General features: G+C 66.5%; 15 protein-coding genes. 8 read left to right on the top strand and 7 right to left on the bottom strand.

Going from position 1 to position 16981, the window contains the following annotated elements; genetic code table 11:
* Nucleotides 1-32: 32 nt before the first annotated feature.
* From LGM71_RS28060 to LGM71_RS28025, 8 genes are all read left to right on the top strand, one after another.
* On the top strand, nucleotides 33-1466 hold the full coding sequence (locus LGM71_RS28060) for an aspartate aminotransferase family protein (RefSeq protein ID WP_226117635.1): 1434 nt from the start codon (nucleotides 33-35) through the stop codon (nucleotides 1464-1466).
* A gap of 62 nt (nucleotides 1467-1528) precedes the next feature.
* On the top strand, nucleotides 1529-2644 hold the full coding sequence (locus LGM71_RS28055; protein WP_174913806.1) for a polyamine ABC transporter substrate-binding protein: 1116 nt from the start codon (nucleotides 1529-1531) through the stop codon (nucleotides 2642-2644).
* Nucleotides 2645-2832: 188 nt separating this feature from the next.
* Complete coding sequence (locus LGM71_RS28050; RefSeq protein WP_226117633.1) at nucleotides 2833-3987, top strand: ABC transporter ATP-binding protein; 1155 nt, start codon at nucleotides 2833-2835, stop codon at nucleotides 3985-3987.
* Nucleotides 3988-3997: 10 nt separating this feature from the next.
* Nucleotides 3998-4984: an ABC transporter permease subunit gene (locus LGM71_RS28045; protein WP_175815942.1), complete on the top strand. Its 987-nt coding sequence runs from the start codon at nucleotides 3998-4000 to the stop codon at nucleotides 4982-4984.
* The gene (locus tag LGM71_RS28040; protein WP_044847895.1) at nucleotides 4981-5820 is read left to right on the top strand and encodes an ABC transporter permease subunit; all 840 of its coding nucleotides are present in this window, start codon (nucleotides 4981-4983) and stop codon (nucleotides 5818-5820) included. Before LGM71_RS28045 ends, LGM71_RS28040 begins: the two co-directional genes overlap by 4 nt.
* Before the next feature lie 101 nt (nucleotides 5821-5921).
* Nucleotides 5922-7496 (top strand): DUF3138 family protein, encoded by a 1575-nt coding sequence (locus LGM71_RS28035; protein ID WP_124902985.1) that lies wholly within the window; start codon nucleotides 5922-5924, stop codon nucleotides 7494-7496.
* 112 nt (nucleotides 7497-7608) lie between these two features.
* Nucleotides 7609-8913 (top strand): NAD(P)/FAD-dependent oxidoreductase, encoded by a 1305-nt coding sequence (locus LGM71_RS28030; RefSeq protein ID WP_226117631.1) that lies wholly within the window; start codon nucleotides 7609-7611, stop codon nucleotides 8911-8913.
* A gap of 25 nt (nucleotides 8914-8938) precedes the next feature.
* The gene (locus tag LGM71_RS28025; RefSeq protein WP_226117629.1) at nucleotides 8939-10240 is read left to right on the top strand and encodes an NAD(P)/FAD-dependent oxidoreductase; all 1302 of its coding nucleotides are present in this window, start codon (nucleotides 8939-8941) and stop codon (nucleotides 10238-10240) included.
* Between the two features lie 177 nt (nucleotides 10241-10417).
* Here LGM71_RS28025 and LGM71_RS28020 read toward each other — a convergent pair whose 3' ends face one another.
* The 7 genes from LGM71_RS28020 to LGM71_RS27990 form a co-directional block, all read right to left on the bottom strand.
* Nucleotides 10418-11083: a DUF799 domain-containing protein gene (locus LGM71_RS28020; RefSeq protein ID WP_059607336.1), complete on the bottom strand. Its 666-nt coding sequence runs from the start codon at nucleotides 11081-11083 to the stop codon at nucleotides 10418-10420.
* Between the two features lie 10 nt (nucleotides 11084-11093).
* On the bottom strand, nucleotides 11094-11522 hold the full coding sequence (locus tag LGM71_RS28015; RefSeq protein ID WP_059607338.1) for a DUF4810 domain-containing protein: 429 nt from the start codon (nucleotides 11520-11522) through the stop codon (nucleotides 11094-11096).
* Between the two features lie 83 nt (nucleotides 11523-11605).
* On the bottom strand, nucleotides 11606-12277 hold the full coding sequence (locus tag LGM71_RS28010; RefSeq protein ID WP_182670311.1) for a CsgG/HfaB family protein: 672 nt from the start codon (nucleotides 12275-12277) through the stop codon (nucleotides 11606-11608).
* A gap of 447 nt (nucleotides 12278-12724) precedes the next feature.
* Complete coding sequence (gor, locus tag LGM71_RS28005) at nucleotides 12725-14080, bottom strand: glutathione-disulfide reductase (protein WP_226117627.1); 1356 nt, start codon at nucleotides 14078-14080, stop codon at nucleotides 12725-12727.
* Nucleotides 14081-14324: 244 nt separating this feature from the next.
* Nucleotides 14325-14549, bottom strand: a complete 225-nt coding sequence (locus tag LGM71_RS28000) for a hypothetical protein (RefSeq protein WP_014895816.1) — start codon at nucleotides 14547-14549, stop codon at nucleotides 14325-14327.
* A 373-nt stretch (nucleotides 14550-14922) separates the two neighbouring features.
* Nucleotides 14923-16044 (bottom strand): porin, encoded by a 1122-nt coding sequence (locus LGM71_RS27995; RefSeq protein WP_124626921.1) that lies wholly within the window; start codon nucleotides 16042-16044, stop codon nucleotides 14923-14925.
* 198 nt (nucleotides 16045-16242) lie between these two features.
* The gene (locus LGM71_RS27990) at nucleotides 16243-16965 is read right to left on the bottom strand and encodes a YoaK family protein (RefSeq protein WP_059679054.1); all 723 of its coding nucleotides are present in this window, start codon (nucleotides 16963-16965) and stop codon (nucleotides 16243-16245) included.
* Between the last annotated feature and the right edge of the window lie 16 nt (nucleotides 16966-16981).

Here is a 16981-nt window from a genome sequence, read left to right as displayed (position 1 = left end):
CGCACGACCGAATACGGAATCACGGAGGAAACATGACTTACCGCAACGAATCTGCATGGATCCAGCCGGCCGCGCCGGCCACCGCACCGCGCACGACGCAGGCACGCTCGACCGCCGAATACCGCGCGCTCGACGCCGCGCACCACATCCACCCGTTCTCCGACATGGGCGCGCTCAACCGCGCGGGCAGCCGCGTGATCGTGAAGGCCGACGGCGTCTATCTGTGGGACTCGGACGGCAACAAGGTCATCGACGGGATGGCCGGCCTCTGGTGCGTCAACGTCGGCTACGGCCGCAAGGAACTCGCCGACGCCGCGTATCGCCAGCTCCAGGAACTGCCGTTCTACAACACGTTCTTCAAGACGACGCACCCGCCGGTGATCGAGCTTTCCGCGATGCTCGCGGAAGTGACGCCCGCTGGTTTCAACCACTTCTTCTATTGCAACAGCGGCTCGGAAGGCAACGACACCGTGCTGCGCCTCGTGCATCAGTACTGGCGCGTGCAGGGCAAGCCGCAGAAGAAATACGTGATCTCGCGCAAGAACGGCTACCACGGCTCGACGATCGCGGGCGGCACGCTCGGCGGGATGGGCTACATGCACGAGCAGATGCCCTCGAAGGTCGAGCACATCGTGCACATCGACCAGCCGTATTTCTTCGGCGAAGCGCAGGCCGGCGAGACGCCCGAGGCATTCGGCCTCGCACGCGCGCAGCAGCTCGAGGCGAAGATCCTCGAACTCGGCGCGGAGAACGTCGCGGCGTTCATCGGCGAGCCGTTCCAGGGCGCGGGCGGCGTGATCTTCCCGCCGTCGACGTACTGGCCGGAAATCCAGCGGATCTGCCGCAAGTACGACATCCTGCTCGTCGCCGACGAAGTGATCGGCGGCTTCGGCCGCACCGGCGAATGGTTCGCGCATCAGCACTTCGGCTTCGAGCCGGACCTGATCACGATGGCCAAGGGCCTGACGTCGGGTTACGTGCCGATGGGCGCGGTGGGCATCCACGAACGCATCGCGCGCCCGATCATCGACAACGGCGAATTCAATCACGGCCTCACGTACTCGGGCCATCCGGTCGCGGCGGCGGTGGCGGTCGCGAACCTGAAGCTGCTGCGCGACGAAGGGATCGTCGAGCGCGTCAAGCACGACACGGGCCCTTACTTCCAGGCGCTGATGCGCGAGACCTTCGCGCGTCATCCGATCGTCGGCGAAGTGCACGGCCACGGGATGGTCGCGAGCCTGCAGCTCGCCGAGTCGCCGGCCGAACGCCGCCGCTTCGTGAACGGCGGCGACGTCGGCACGATCTGCCGGGACTTCTGCTTCAGCGGCAACCTGATCATGCGTGCGACCGGCGACCGGATGCTGCTGTCGCCGCCGCTCGTGATCTCGCGTCAGGAAATCGATGAGCTCGTATCGAAGGCGAAGAAGGCCGTCGATGCGACCGCCCAGCAACTGGGCCTTTCGTAACGACTTTGCCTACAGGCGTGCGGCGGGTGCCGCACGCCGCCATAACCCAGGGGAATTCCACCATGCGTGCCTGCTTTCTTCGCCAAGCCTGTTCCGTCGCGGCCCTTGCCGCCGCGGCCGCGTTCACGTCGGTCGCCAGCCCGTCGGCGCACGCCGACGAACTGAACGTCTACAACTGGTCCGACTACATCGCACCCGACACGATTCCGAACTTCCAGAAACAGACGGGCATTCACGTCAAGTACGACAACTACGACAGCGACGACACGCTGCAGGCGAAGCTGCTGGCGGGCAGCTCGGGCTACGACATCGTCGTGCCGACCTCGAACTACATGGCCAAGCAGATCCAGGCCGGCGTGTATCAGAAGCTCGACAAGTCGAAGATCCCGAACCTCGCGAATCTCGATCCGCTGCTGATGAAGATGATCGCGGATGCCGATCCGGGCAACCAGTACGGCGTGCCGTGGGCGTATGGCACCGACGGCATCGGCTACAACGCGCAGGCAGTGAAGAAGGCGCTCGGCGACAAGGCGCCGGTCGACAGCTGGGCGCTGGTGTTCGACCCGGCCAACATGGAAAAGCTGAAAGGCTGCGGCGTGTCGTTCCTCGACCAGGCCGTCGACGTGTTCGCCGCCACGCTGCAGTACATGGGCAAGGATCCGAACAGCAAGAACCCCGGCGACTATCAGGCTGCCTTCGAAGTCCTGAAGAAAGTCCGCCCGTACATCACCCAGTTCAACTCGTCCGGCTACATCAACGACCTCGCGAACAACGACGTGTGCGTCGCGCTCGGCTGGTCGGGCGACGTCGGCATCGCGCATCGCCGCTCGTCGGAGGCGAAGCGCTCGTACGACATCAAGTTCTCGAATCCGAAGGAAGGCGGCCTGCTGTGGTTCGACGTGATGGTGATTCCGAAGGATGCACCGCACCCCGAGGCCGCGCTGAAGTGGATCAACTACGTGTCCGACGCGAAGGTCAATGCGGCGATCACCAACACGGTGTTCTACCCGACCGCGAACAAGGCCGCGCATCAGTTCGTGACGCCGGCCGTCGCGCAGGATCCGACCGTCTATCCGCCCGAAGACGTGCTGAAGAAGATGGTGCTGATGAAGCCGATGCCGGCCGACATCCTGCGCCTCGAGAACCGTCTGTGGGCGCAACTGAAAACGGGCCACTGATCGCCATGCATCACGGCGGCGCAGGCATCGCTCCACGCCTGCGCGCCTGAGATACGCGGACCGCCGTCCGCCTGCGCGCGCCGCGCGCCCTGTTCCATCCGGCACGAGCCGTTGTCCGCGAGTCGCGTTGCGCGTCTCGCGCGGGGACGCTCACGCCTGCAATCCGTGAAGAACGAATGGTGACTCCCATGCAATCGATACCCTCTTCCGCTGCTGCACGCCAGACCCAACCGGCCGCCCCGGCCCGCTCGAAGAACGACGCGTTCGTGCGCATCGAAAACGTCGTGAAGAAATTCGGCGACAGCACGGCCGTCGACAACGTGAATCTGACGATCGCGAAAAACGAATTGTTCGCACTGCTCGGCAGCTCGGGCTGCGGCAAGTCGACGCTGCTGCGCATGCTCGCCGGGCTGGAAACGGCCACCTCCGGCAAGATCTTCGTCGACGGCGAGGACCTCGCGTCGCTGCCGCCGTACCGCCGGCCGGTGAACATGATGTTCCAGTCGTACGCGCTCTTTCCGCACATGTCGGTCGAGTCGAACGTCGCGTTCGGCCTGAAGCAGGAAGGTACGCCGAAGAACGAAATAAAGGAACGCGTGGCCGACGCGCTTGCGCTCGTGCAGATGAGCAAGTACGCGAAGCGCAAGCCGCATCAACTGTCGGGCGGCCAGCAGCAGCGCGTCGCGCTCGCCCGCTCGCTGGTGAAGCGCCCGAAGCTGCTGCTGCTCGACGAGCCGATGTCCGCGCTTGACAAGAAGATCCGCCAGAAGACCCAGCTCGAACTGGTGAACATCATCGAGAAGGTCGACGTGACCTGCGTGATGGTCACGCACGACCAGGAAGAAGCGATGACGATGGCGAGCCGCCTCGCGGTGATGAGCGAAGGCAAGATCGTGCAGATCGGCTCGCCCGGCGAAGTGTACGAATTCCCGAACAGCCGCTTCTCGGCCGAATTCATCGGCTCGACGAACCTGTTCGAGGGGCGTGTGGTCGAGGACGAACCCGATCACATCTTCGTCGAGAGCGACGACCTCGAGGCACGCATGTACGTGAGCCACGGCGTGACCGGCCCGCTCGGCATGCCGGTCGGCATCTCGGTGCGCCCGGAACGCGTGCACGTGTCCCGCGAAAAGCCCGGCTCGCATCACAACTGGGCGCGCGGCGTCGTGACCGACATCGCGTACATGGGCGCGTATTCGCTGTATCACGTGCGCCTGCCGAGCGGCAAGACGGTGGTGTCGAACCTGTCGAGCTCGCACCTGATGCAAGACAGCGCGCCGGCGTGGAACGACGACGTGTTCGTGTCGTGGTCGCCGGCCAGCGGCGTCGTGCTGACGCAATGAGGGCGACATGATGAGAACTTCCGCTTCCACTCCTTCCGCGCCGGTGCCGACCGGTGCGACCGCTACGACTCAGGCCGCCAAACGCCGCAGCCGCTTCGCCGCGCTGTCGCGCTTCCTGCCGTCGGGCCGCGGCATCGCGATCGGCGTGCCGTTCGTGTGGCTCACGATCTTCTTCGCGCTGCCGTTCGTGCTGGTGTTCAAGATCAGCTTCGCCGACCAGGTGATGGGGATCCCGCCGTACACGTCGCTCGTCGAGATCAAGGACGGCGTCGTGCACTTCGCGCTGCAGCTGTCGCACTACGCGTTCCTGCTGCAGGACGACCTGTACATCGCGACCTACCTCAGCTCGCTGAAGATGGCCGCCGTGTCGACGCTGCTGTGCCTGCTGATCGGTTACCCGATGGCGTACTACATCGCGCGTTCGGAACCGGGCCGGCGCAACGTGCTGATGATGGCCGTGATGCTGCCGTTCTGGACGTCGTTCCTGATTCGCGTGTACGCATGGATCGGCATCCTGAAGGATGACGGCCTCCTGAACCACACGCTGATCGCACTGGGCATCATCCACACGCCGCTGCGCCTCTATCACAGCGACGCGGGCGTCTACATCGGGATGGTCTATTCGTACCTGCCGTTCATGGTGATGCCGCTGTATGCGCACCTCGTGAAGATGGATCTGACGCTGCTCGAGGCCGCGTACGACCTTGGCGCCAGACCGTGGGTCGCGTTCACGCGCATCACGCTGCCGCTGTCGAAGAACGGGATCATCGCCGGCAGCCTGCTGGTGTTCATTCCGGCGGTCGGCGAGTACGTGATTCCGGAGCTGCTCGGCGGCGCCGACACGCTGATGATCGGCCGCGTGATGTGGGACGAGTTCTTCAACAACATGGACTGGCCGATGGCGTCCGCGGTGACGGTCGCGATGGTGCTGCTGTTGCTGGTGCCGATGGCGCTGTTCCAGTACTACCAGGTCAAGGAACTGGAGGAAGCGAAATGATCAAGCCGAGCAAACCGCTGTCGACAGGCGTCCTCGCCTTCGGCTTTCTGTTCCTGTACATCCCGATCATCAGCCTGGTCGTGTACTCGTTCAACGAGTCGAAGCTGGTGACGGTGTGGTCGGGCTTCTCGCTGAAGTGGTACGCGGCGCTGTGGCAGGACGACGAGCTGCTCACGGCCGCGTGGCTGTCGCTGAAGATCGGCCTGCTGACGGCCACCGCGTCGGTCGTGATCGGCACGTGGGCGGGCTTCGTGCTCGCGCGCTTCGGCCGCTTCAAGGGCTTCACGCTGTACACGGGGATGATCAACGCGCCGCTCGTGATTCCCGAGGTGATCCAGGGCATCTCGCTGCTGCTGCTTTTCGTGGCGCTGGAGCAGATGTTCGGCTGGCCGAAGGGTCGCGGGATGGTGACGATCTGGATCGGCCACGTGATGCTCTGCGTGTCGTACGTGGCGATCATCGTGCAGTCGCGCGTGAAGGAGATGAACAAGTCGCTGGAGGAAGCGGCGCTCGATCTGGGCGCGACGCCGCTGAAGGTGTTCTTCGTGGTGACGCTGCCGCTGATCTCGCAGGCGCTGCTGTCGGGCTGGCTGCTGTCGTTCACGCTGTCGATCGACGATCTGGTGCTGTCGGCGTTCCTGTCCGGGCCCGGCTCGACGACGCTGCCGCTGGTGGTGTTCTCGCGTGTGCGTCTTGGCCTGAACCCTGAAATGAATGCACTCGCGACGCTGTTCATCACCGCAGTGACGATCGGCGTGATCGTCGTGAACCAGATGATGATCGCGCGCGAGCGACGCCGCGTGGCCGACATGAAGGCGGCGTTCGCGGCGGCCTGACTTCCCTCTTCCCGTTCCATCGATAACAAGACCCGCGCGCCGCGTGATGCGGTGCGCAAACCGATCACACATTGACAGGCCCACGACAAGGAGAATCCGCAATGAAGAAGAAACTGATCTGCCTGCTGGTGGCCGGCGCGTTGCCGGGCATCGCGCTGGCCGACTCGACCTCCGCCGAAATCAAGGCACTGCAGGCGCAGGTCGCCGCGCTGCAGAAGCAGATGAAGGCCATGCAGGCGCAGCTCGCCGCGAAACCGGGCGGCACGCCGGTCGCGCAGGCCGGCGCGACGGCCTCGGCCAAGCCGGCGATGGTGGCCGCCGATCCGTCCTCGCCGGACTACGGCCGTGCCCAGGCGACGCTGACCAACGACGAAGTCAGCGAAATGAAGCAGCAGATCGCGAACCAGCAGCTGAAGGTCGACTCGCTGACGGACGCCGCCAACACCGGGCCGCTCGCGGGCCTGTCGGTCACGGGCTACATCGACCCGACCTACATCTACAACCGCGCGGCCGGCACGTCGTCGTTCCTGTTCGCGAACCACGAGAACGCGTACAACTACTTCAACAGCACGTTCGGCGATCTCTACCTCGACATCAAGAAGACCTTCGGCGTCGGCCCGATGGCGCCGTCGGCGGAGATCACGCTGATGCCGAACCGCGGCAACGGCATCACGCTGCTGCAGAACTCGCGCGGCTCGATCACCGACAACCTGCTGAACACGGCGGTCGTCAACGTGCCGATCACCGCGTCGACGACGCTCGTCGCCGGTTTGATCCCGAGCTTCGGCGGCTACGAGGTGCAGCAGTCGAATCAGATGCTCACACTCACGCACAACCTGCTGTACGATTTCTCGGATCCGGGCAGCTACGTCGGCGTCGGTGCGAACTACACGAAGGGCAACTGGGCGTGGAAGTTCTTCCTCGGCAACGAGCAGTACCGCACGTACGGCTCGGTCACGCAGACGGGCACCAATGCGCTCGGCGACCCGATCAGCACGAGCAACAAGGTGCCGACCTTCACCGCGCGCGCGGACTACACGTGGTCGAGCGCGCTCGATATCGGCGGGTCGTTCAACATCGGGCGGCAGACGCTGGCGAGCGCGATCGACGACCAGGGCGTCGTCCACTACGGCCCGGGCGGTGCGGCACCGAGCGCCTATGGTTCGTTCTTCTTCGGCGAACTCGATGCGACCTACACGCTCGCCGATATTCAGTACAACGCCGAAGTCGACTACGGCCGGCAGCAGCATGCGGCGTTCAACGGCGGGCTCGCGCAGTGGTACGGTCTGTCGCTGCTCGCGCACCGCAAGTTCAACGCGCCGGTGGTCGGTCGCATGGGCGTGACGCTGCGCTACGACCTGCTCGCCAACACGAAGAACGGCGGCGGCGGTGGCGGCATCGCGCTGAACGGCAACGGGATGGATCCGAACAACGGCTTCGGCGTCGACGCGGACTGCCTCGCGATGTCGAAGGCCGGCGGCGGCCTGGGCTTCGAGTGCAAGGGCGCGGTGCGCCAGGACGTCGCGCTCGATCTGCTGTTCTATCCGACCCAGCAGATCACCGTGAAGGTCGAATACCGGCACGACTGGGCGAACAACAAGGTGTTCCTGCGCAACGACGGCTCGTACGGCAAGTCCAACGACCTGCTCGCGACGCAGTTCATCTATTCGTTCTGATGCTGGCCGCGCGGGACGCCGTGCCGCGTGCATGGCGTCCCGCATCGTTTCACCCGGCCGGATCGCGGTGCGTCGCGCACCGGCGCCGGCCGTCCTCGAGGGAGTCGGTTTGATGACGCAGTCTTTCACCCGCCGCGCCGACGCGCTCGCGCGCGACTCGTACTACGAAGCGACCGCCGCGCGACCCGCGGCCGACGATCCCGTGCTGGAAGACGCGATCGACGTCGACGTGTGCGTGATCGGCGCGGGCTTCGCGGGCCTGTCGACGGCGCTCGACTGCCGCGCGCGCGGGCTGTCGGTCGCCGTGATCGATGCGCATCGGCCCGGCTGGGGCGCGTCGGGCCGCAACGGCGGCCAGGCAATCACGGGCTTCGCGAAAGACGAGGTGATCGAGCGGCAACTCGGCGCCACTGGCGCGCGTGCCGCGTGGTCGCTGTCGCTCGACGGCGTCGCGCTGATCGCCGAGCGCATCGCGCGCCACGGCATCGACTGCGACTTCACGCGCGGCTACCTCACGGTCGCGACGAAGCCGCGCCGCATCGACGACCTGCGCGCATGGATGGATGCCGCGACTTCGCGCTGGGGCCATCCGTCGCTGTCGTGGCTCGACACCGGCGCGATTCGCGCGCGCATCGCGTCGTCCCGTTATCTGGCGGGCGTCTACGATCCGCTGTCGGGTCACCTGCATCCGCTCAAATATTGCCTGGGCCTCGCCGATGCCGCGCGCCGCGAAGGCGTCGCGCTCCATGCGCACACGCCCGCGCTCGACGTCGTTCGCGGCGCGCGGCCGGTCGTGCGCACACCGTCGGGCGAAGTGCGCTGCCGCTTCGTCGTGTCGTGCTGCAACGCAGGCCCCGGCGGCATCCTGCCTGCCGCCACCGCCGCGCGCATCGCGCCGATCGCGTCGTACATCATCGCGACCGAACCGCTCGGCCGCGCGCGCGCCGACGCGCTGATCGCGCAGCGCGAAGCCGTGTGCGACAACAACTTCTTCCTCGACTACTTCCGGCTGTCGGCCGACCATCGAATGCTGTTCGGCGGCCGCGCGAACTCCGCGGGCGCGTCGCCCGACACGCTCGAGGAGACGATCCGGCAGCGCATGGTCGGCGTGTTCCCGCAGCTCGCCGACGTGCGCGTCGACCACGCGTGGGGCGGCTTCGTCGACGTCACGCGCAACCGCGCGCCGGACTTCGGCGCGCTCGATCCGAACTTCTTCTACGTCCAGGGCTTCAGCGGGCACGGCGTCGCGCTGACCGGAGTCGCCGGACGCGCGATCGCCGGCGCGATCGCGGGCGACACGCGCGCGTTCGACCTGTTCGCGCAGCTACGCCACCGGCGCTTTCCCGGCGGCGACGCGTGGCGGCAACCCGCGCTCGAACTCGGGATGCTGTACCACCGCGTGCGCGAGCTGTTCTGAGGCCCCTTCATTCGCTTTCCTGATCATGCAGACATTCGCCAACCAGCCGCACGTCGCGTCGTACTACGCGGCGACCGCCAACGATACGACCCGCCATGCGCCGCTCGCCGGCACGACCGACGCCGACGTGTGCGTGATCGGCGCGGGCCTCACCGGTTTGTCCGCCGCGCTCAACCTCGCCGAGCGCGGCCACTCGGTGACCGTGCTCGAAGCGTCGCGGGTCGGATGGGCGGCGAGTGGGCGCAACGGCGGCCAGCTGATCGGCGGCTTTGCATGCGACATCGACACGTTCGGCAACTTCATGCCGGAAGGCGACGTGAAGCGGATCTGGGACATGGGGCTCGAAACGCTGTCGCTCGTGAAGTCCCGCATCGCGCGGCACGACATCGACTGCGCGCTCGTACCGGGCTACCTGACCGCCGCGAACACCGAGCGCGACGCGGATGCGCTGAAGCGCTGGCGCGACGAGGCCGCGAAGCGCTTCGGCTACGACCGCTTCCATTTCGTGGAGGCAGACGAGCTCGGCGACTACGTGCAGTCGGCGCGCTATCGCGGCGGCCTGTACGACCCCGACAGCGGCCACCTGCATCCGCTGAACTACACGCTCGGGCTCGCGCGTGCGGCCACCGACGCCGGCGTGCGGATCCACGAGGACAGCTGCGCGACGCGCGTGCGCGACGTGTCGGGCGGCCACGTCGTCGAAACCGCCCAGGGGCAGGTGCGCGCGCGCTTCGTCGTGCTCGCGTGCAACACGTACGTGGGTACGCTCGCGCCCGCGCTGTCGAAGAAGATTATGCCGGTCGGCACCTACGTGATCGCCACCGAGCCGCTCGGCGAAGCGCGCGCCGCCGCGCTGATGCCCGCGCGCGCGGCGATCTGCGACAGCCGCTTCGTGCTCGACTATTTCCGGCCGGCGCCCGACACGCGGCTCGTGTGGGGCGGCAAGGTCAGCTATTCGACGCGGGAACCGCGCGATCTCGCGGCGGCAATGCGCGCGGACATGCTGAAGACGTTCCCGCAGCTCGCGGACGTCAAGGTCGACTACGCATGGGGCGGCTTCGTCGACATCACGATGAACCGCGCGCCGCACTTCGGGCGCGTCGCGCCGACGATGTACTTCGCGCAGGGCTTCTCGGGGCACGGCGTAAACACGACCGCGCTCGCGGGCAAGCTGATCGCCGAGGCGATCGACGGCCAGGCGAGCCGCTTCGACCTGTTCGGCAAAATCCGGCATCGCGACTTCCCCGGCGGCGCGACGCTGCGCACGCCGGCGCTGGTGCTCGCCATGAGCTGGTACCGGCTGCTCGACGCGTTCGGCATGCATTGAGCGGGCCGCATCGGAGCGATGCGAGCCGTAAGCGCGTCGCACACCGCGCGTCTCACGCCACACACCGATGCAAAATGAAAAACGGCCGCGCAACGAGCGCGGCCGTGCAATCGATTCGCATGACATCGGTGCGTCGGGCACATACCGTGCCCACGCACCGCGCACGACATGCACCGATCAGTCCGTCCCGTACTTCGGCGAATGCGGACCGTACAGCAGCCCGTTGGGCGGACCGGCCGACAGCAGCCGCGTGCTGGTGAACGCGGCGACGTCATGGCTCTGGTCGATCAGCGTGTTCGCGATCTGCTTGACCGCTGCCGTCACCAGCATGCCGATCAGGCCGCCGCCGCCGTTGTTGCCGCCCTCGTCGCTGCTCGCGCTCGCCCGGCCCTGCCACAGCACGTCGCCGGTGCGCAGGTCGACGAGCTTCGCCGAGGCCGACACGACCGTTGCGCTCGCAAGGATCCGGTAGACGGTGCCGTACTGCGACACCTTCGAATACAGCGCGGCATCCGCACCGAAAATCTCGCGCAGCTTCGCGGGCGACGTCTGCTGGATCTCGGCCGCGTTGGTCAGGCCGTTCTGCTTGAAGGTCTCGTCCATCACGGCGACCGGCACCACGTAGTAGCCGGATTCGGCGAGCGGCAGCGTCATCTGCGACAGCATCCCGTAGGTTGCCGCCACGTCGGACGTCTCGTTGAGGGGCGGCAGGACGAGGATCGAGCGCGGCTGGCTCTTCTTGAACGCCGTGTAGTCGGGTCGTTTCACCGGCTGCGCGCACGCGCTCAGCAGCGCGACGATCGACAGCACGGACATCAGCTTGAATGAGAGTGTCTTGAACATGGCGGGCGCGTTACGGTTTGGCGGTGGTCGGGGCAATATCCTTCTGGCCGGCGATCGCCTGGGCGGCTGGCTTCTGATCCGCGGTCTTCGACGCGCCGGTCTTCTTCTTCATCAGGAAATCCATGAAGGTCGACGATTCCGGGAACGACTGCTTCTCGGCCTGCAGTTCCTGCTCGGCCTGCTGCTCGTTGCCGACGCTCGCGTACAGCATCCCCAGATGCGCATGGAAGCCCGGCGGCGGCATGTTGCCCTTCGCGCGAATCTCCTGCAGCGCCTTTTCGAGCGCGTCGATCTGCTCCTGCGGCGACTTCTGCCCCTTGAAGTACTCGTACACCTGCGGCTGATAGCCGGTCCACTGATAAAGCGGCGGCGTGGAGCTCGCGCAGCCGGCGAGCAGCAAGGCGGCGGCCGTTGCCGGCAGCCAGTTACCCCGTTTCATGGTCTGTTCTCTTTTGATGTCGTTGTCAATCGGTCCAGCGCGGCGCCGGCCCCGGCGCCGCGCTGCTGCATGGGCTGCGAGGCTTACTGCGGTACCTTCAGCGTGCCGGCGTCGACCTGGTCGACGAGATGATTCACGGCTTCCTGGATCGCGAGGTCCAGCACCTTGCCGTTGAGCGTCGAGTCGTAACCGGCCGTGCCGCCGAAGCCGATCACTTCCCGGTTCGACAGGCTGAACTCGCCCGCACCCTGGCTCGACGCGACGACTTCCGACGTCGTCGTGTCGACGATGTTCAGGTTGACCTTCGCATACGCGACCTGCGTCTTGCCGCGGCCGAGAATGCCGAACAGCTGGTGATCGCCGACGTCCTTGCGGCCGAACTCGGTCACGTCGCCGGTCACGACGTAGTTCGCGCCCTTCACGGCCTGTGCCTTCTTCATGAAGCCGGCTTCCTGCTTGATCTCGTCGAGGTTCTCGCGATCGAGCACGTTGAAGCGGCGGCTCTGCTGCAGGCGCGTGACGAGGATCGTCTTCGCCTGTCCGCCGAGGCGGTCGATGCCGTCCGAGAAGATGCCGCGCATGTAGCTCGAGCGATTGTCGAACTTGCCGACCGCGATCGCGACGGGCTTGCCCGCATACGGCTTCTGCGCGCTGCTCACTGCCGGCACGTCGAGCGTGCGCGACGATTCGGTCGCGCAGCCGGACAGCGCCGCGACGAGCGCCGCCGCCACGAGAACGGTGCGTCGTGTCTGAATGTTCACTGCTGGTCTCCTTGCGTGAAAAGATTGCCCGGAACGGGCGCGCCGGCGCGTTGACGAGCCGGCGGTCGATGCGGTGATTGAAACGGTTGGGGCACGCATTGGCGCGCGCGACTTCATCGCCCGGACGGCGACGGAGATGGCGGCATGCGAAGGGAAAGTGCGCGCAACGGACGTGCTGCGGCAAGACGCGAACGCGCGGCGCATGGATCGACCACCCCGCTTGCGCCGGCTACCCCTTGATTTTGTTTACTGCGCTGTTGATCGCGCATGATCGGCCCCGAATATGATTTTGGCCGATGATACCAAGCCTGATTATCGAGACGGGGATTCTTTGGAAGAATTGACGTTCTTTACGAATCATCGCGGATCCGTGGTGCGTCACACGCCAGCCGGGCGCGCGGAACACGCGCGCCGGCCGGCGAGCCGGCGCACCGGTTGCGGTCAGTCGGCCACTTTCTGGCGCATCGTCACGAATTCCTCCGCTGCGGTCGGGTGAATGCCGATCGTGTCGTCGAACTGCGCCTTCGTCGCGCCCGCGCGGATCGCGATCGCGATGCCCTGGATGATCTCGCCCGCGTCGCGGCCGACCATGTGCGCGCCGATCACGCGCTGGCTGTCGCGCGCGACCACGAGCTTCATCAGCGTGCGCTCGTCGCGGCCCGACAGCGTGTGGCGCAGCGCCTTGAACGACGCGCGGTAGATGTCGACCTCCCCGTGCAGGCGACGCGCATCGGCCTCGGTCAGGCCGACCGTCGCGACCTCGGGCTGGCTGAACACGGCCGACGGCACATAATCGTGATCGGCCGCGACACGCGCGCCGCCGAACAATGTCCGCGCGAGCAGTCCGCCGTCGCGTGTCGCCACCGGGGTGAGCTGCGGCCGCGACGTGACGTCGCCGATCGCATGGATCGAGGGCACCGACGTCGCCGAATACGCATCGACGGCGATCGCACCACGCGCGTCGAGCACGACGCCCGCCCGTTCGAGCCCGAGCCCGTCGACGTTCGGCACGCGGCCGGTCGCGTAGAGCACCGCGTCGTACGGCCCGTGCTGCGCGTCGCCGACACGCACGGAGAGCGTGCCGTCGTCCGCACGCGCGATCGATTCGACCACCGCGCGCGCATGGATCGCGACGCCCTGCCTGGTCATCTCGTCGGTCAGGAATTGACGCACGTCGTCGTCGAAGCCGCGCAGGATCTTCTCACCGCGATAGAAGAGATCGACATGGCTGCCGACGCCGTTGAAGATGCCCGCGAACTCGACCGCGATATAGCCGCCGCCGACCACCGCGATGCGTGCGGGCAGCGTCGCGAGCGACAGCGCCTCGCGCGACGTGATCGCATGCTCGATGCCGGGCCGCGGCGGCAGCGACGGGCGCGAACCGGTCGCGATCGCGATGTGGCGCGCACGGATCGTGCGTTCGCCGATGGCGACGGTATGCGCATCGACGAGCGTCGCGCGCCCTGCGTGCATCGCGACGCCGGATTGCCGCAGCAGGTTGATGTAGATGTCGCTGAGCCGGTTGATCTCGCGATCCTTCGCGGCGATCAGCGCGGGCCAGTCGAGCGTGCCGGCGCCGAAGGTCCAGCCGAAGCCCTTCGCGTCCTCGAGCTCGTGCGGATAGTGCGATGCGTAGACGAGCAGCTTCTTCGGAATGCAGCCGCGCAGCACGCAGGTACCGCCGATCTGCTCTTCTTCCGCTATGCCGACGCGCGCGCCGTATGACGCCGACATCCGGGCGAGCCTCACGCCGCCGGAGCCGGCCCCGATGACGAACAGGTCGTAGTCGAAATCCATCGCAAGCCCTCATCTCGATTCGGATGACGGCACGATAACAAGATTCGGGAATTCGTGTGGAGCGTGGCGCCGCAGGACGCGCGCGCCATAAAAAACGGCGAGAGACGTTGCCTCTCGCCGGTCAAACCAGCTGCCGGGTTTGCCATGCGTCACCGATCGACCACATGCCCGGCCTGCCGGCCGCGCGGCACCGGTCCGTCCGGGCGCGCGAGGGGCGCACCCGCGGCGGGACCGGCCGCCATGCTCAGGCCTGCGACGTGTCGCTGCCGTCCGTCGCCTGCGTATCGTCTGCCTGCTGGGGCTGCTCTTCCTTCTTCTCGAGCATGCCTTCGATCGCCTCGGCGCCCTTGAAGCCGGCAACAGCTGCCGCCGCCTTGGTCAGCAAACCCGCATCCGGATCGACCTTCTCGGCCGCCTCGACGGCTGCCACTGCGCCAGCGATTTCACCCACGGTGTTCAGGATACCCATCGTCATCCCCTTTCAAGAAAATCGTGAGCGCATCGTCCCACGAAAAAAACCGGCAGACCGTGTTTGTCATCACCGGATACACAAGTTACGCACGAGGCCGGCCGCACGCGAAACGTACGCCGGAACGACGCCCGCGCGTGCGTTGCGGCACGCGGCGGACCCTGCACGCAGCGTAGCGGAATCGCTTCGCGCGCACTGTCAAAGTATGTTCTGGAATGCCGACGGAATCCTTACGGGCTGGCAGTTCCCGATGGAGCGGTCGCTGAATGGTCGGCCACGCGCATGAAGGTCGCGTGACGAAAAAAAAGAGGCTCCCGCGGGAGCCTCTTCGATGCGCGCCGAGCCTGGGCCCGCGCATGCATGCCGACTTTCGTCAGAAGATATTGCGCAGGCCGATCGCGATGCCGGTCTGGTTGCTGCGACCCGGCAGTTCGACGTTCGCCGCGCCGTTCGTCTTGTTGAAGTCGACGGTGCCGTAGACTTCCGTGCGCTTGCTGAGCGCGTATTCGGCGATGCCGACGATCGCGTAGCGGTTGCCGCTCGCGAGCGTGCCGTTCGCGGTCATCGCGTTGCGCATGTGGTCGTAGTAGAACGCGCCCGTCAGCGTCAGCGGCGTGCTGACCTGCCAGCTCACGCCCGCGAACGGACCGTCGTCGATCCGGCCCGTGCCCTTCGCGACCGGAATCGACTGCTGCGCGAGCAGGCTGTCGACGAAACCGGTGTCGTCCTTCGAGCGCAGGTAGCCGGCATAGACCTTCGCCTTGCTGAACGCGTACACGACGTTCGCGTGGTAGATCGTCTGCTTGCGTGCGGAGTTGTCGCTGTTCTGCTGCGCGCCGGCCGCGATGCTGAGCGGGCCCATCACGTAAGACAGCGAGACGCCCCACGCATTGCCCTTGCCGAGCGAGCCCGGGATCTGGCCCGAGAAGCCGCCCGCGCCGGTCGATTCGTAGTTCGTGCCCGTCGAATACATCGCCTTCGCGGTCAGGCCCGCGAAAGTGCCCGAGTACTTGATCTGGTTGTCCGCATAAAGGCCGCCGCCGAGTGCGACCGGCAGCCAGGCATTTTCGAAGTAGTTGCCGACCGTCAGCGGATCGTAGGTGTCCGACAGCAGGTCGAAGAGCGGCGTCTTCTGGCGGCCGAGCGTCACCGTGCCGTACGGGCTATCCAGGCCGACGTATGCCGCACGGTTGAACAGGCGGCCGCTGTCGGAGAATGCGCCGTTCTGCAGGTTCACGCCGCTTTCGAGCTTGAACACGGCCTTCAGGCCGCTGCCGAGGTCTTCCGTGCCGTAGATGCCGAAGCGGCTGTTGGTGATCGCGCCGTTGGTCATCGACAGCAGGCCGTCGTTCTTGGCGTTTGCGTTGGTCAGGTAGCGGACGCTGACGTCGGCGACGCCCCAGAGCGTGACCGAGCTTTGTGCGGCCGCGTACTGGCTGGCGAATGCGAGCGCGGCGCCCCCTGCGATGACTGCGAGTCGGGTGGTCTGCTTCATGAGCTTTCCTATTTGTAGGTGTCTCCGTTCATTGCCGGCCGCGTGCGCAGCCGGGTGGCGATCGCGCACGTTCATGGCGCGCGCGATGTGGGCTGAATCATATGACGACTGCAATCTCTGAAAGAAATTGAAACGCGCGGTAATCGCGCGACTGTCGCCCGGGAACAACGTTTCCCGTACCGGGCTTGCCTCGCGCCATCAGGCCGTTTGCGCCACCCCGTCGCCGTCGCGACCATCGTCGCCGCCGTTCCCCGCGCGACGCCACGCGCGCCGCACGATCTCCGCGAACGCGCCCGCAAGCAGCAGCACGGCGCCCCACAGCGCGACGTCCGGCGCGAGCCGCGTCGCGAGGCCGCCGACCACCGCGCCGGCCAGGAAGCAGAAGCTGATCGTCGCGAGCAGCGCCGAGTCGTGCAGCGCACCCGCGTCGTAGCGCGGGATCAACCCGACGAACAGCTTCTGCGCGGCACGCCGCAGGTTGCCGGTCGTCATCACCGACGTGTACGACAGTTCCTCGAGATGGGTGAACGACAGCGTCTGCAGCGTCGCGACGAACGAGATGCCCGGAATCAGCCACGCGCTCGACGCGCCGACGAGGCCGCTTGCGGCGACGCCGAGAAACGCGATCTCGACGATCAGGCTCGCGAACGCGGTGTGCCGCATCCAGCCGCGCTGCGCGGCGAGACCGAGCAGGTGCGCGACGAACACTGCGATCACGAAGCCGACGAGCGGCGGCACGTGATGCAGCGCGGCGGCCCATTCGCCGGCCGACAGGTTGATGCCGAGCAGCGCGACGTTGCCGGTCATCGTGTTCGCGAACACGTGGCCGTGGCCGACGTACGTGTACGCGTCGAGGTAGCCGCCAGACAGCGTCAGCAACGCGGCGACAGTGAGATTGCGGCTGGCGCCGTCCAGATCCATCGATCCTCCCGTGAAT

Source organism: Burkholderia sp. AU33545, from assembly GCF_020419685.1.
Taxonomy (GTDB): domain Bacteria; phylum Pseudomonadota; class Gammaproteobacteria; order Burkholderiales; family Burkholderiaceae; genus Burkholderia; species Burkholderia diffusa.
Note: the sequence above shows the minus strand (reverse complement) of the source record. Positions and strands in the feature narration are given on the sequence as shown.

Coding starts and splice junctions, on each gene's coding strand:
- LGM71_RS28060 (WP_226117635.1), top strand. CDS start 33: ATGACTTACCGCAACGAATCTGCATGGATCCAGCCGGCCGCGCCGGCC.
- LGM71_RS28055 (WP_174913806.1), top strand. CDS start 1,529: ATGCGTGCCTGCTTTCTTCGCCAAGCCTGTTCCGTCGCGGCCCTTGCC.
- LGM71_RS28050 (WP_226117633.1), top strand. CDS start 2,833: ATGCAATCGATACCCTCTTCCGCTGCTGCACGCCAGACCCAACCGGCC.
- LGM71_RS28045 (WP_175815942.1), top strand. CDS start 3,998: ATGAGAACTTCCGCTTCCACTCCTTCCGCGCCGGTGCCGACCGGTGCG.
- LGM71_RS28040 (WP_044847895.1), top strand. CDS start 4,981: ATGATCAAGCCGAGCAAACCGCTGTCGACAGGCGTCCTCGCCTTCGGC.
- LGM71_RS28035 (WP_124902985.1), top strand. CDS start 5,922: ATGAAGAAGAAACTGATCTGCCTGCTGGTGGCCGGCGCGTTGCCGGGC.
- LGM71_RS28030 (WP_226117631.1), top strand. CDS start 7,609: ATGACGCAGTCTTTCACCCGCCGCGCCGACGCGCTCGCGCGCGACTCG.
- LGM71_RS28025 (WP_226117629.1), top strand. CDS start 8,939: ATGCAGACATTCGCCAACCAGCCGCACGTCGCGTCGTACTACGCGGCG.
- LGM71_RS28020 (WP_059607336.1), bottom strand. CDS start 11,083: ATGTTCAAGACACTCTCATTCAAGCTGATGTCCGTGCTGTCGATCGTC.
- LGM71_RS28015 (WP_059607338.1), bottom strand. CDS start 11,522: ATGAAACGGGGTAACTGGCTGCCGGCAACGGCCGCCGCCTTGCTGCTC.
- gor (WP_226117627.1), bottom strand. CDS start 14,080: ATGGATTTCGACTACGACCTGTTCGTCATCGGGGCCGGCTCCGGCGGC.
- LGM71_RS28000 (WP_014895816.1), bottom strand. CDS start 14,549: ATGGGTATCCTGAACACCGTGGGTGAAATCGCTGGCGCAGTGGCAGCC.
- LGM71_RS27995 (WP_124626921.1), bottom strand. CDS start 16,044: ATGAAGCAGACCACCCGACTCGCAGTCATCGCAGGGGGCGCCGCGCTC.
- LGM71_RS27990 (WP_059679054.1), bottom strand. CDS start 16,965: ATGGATCTGGACGGCGCCAGCCGCAATCTCACTGTCGCCGCGTTGCTG.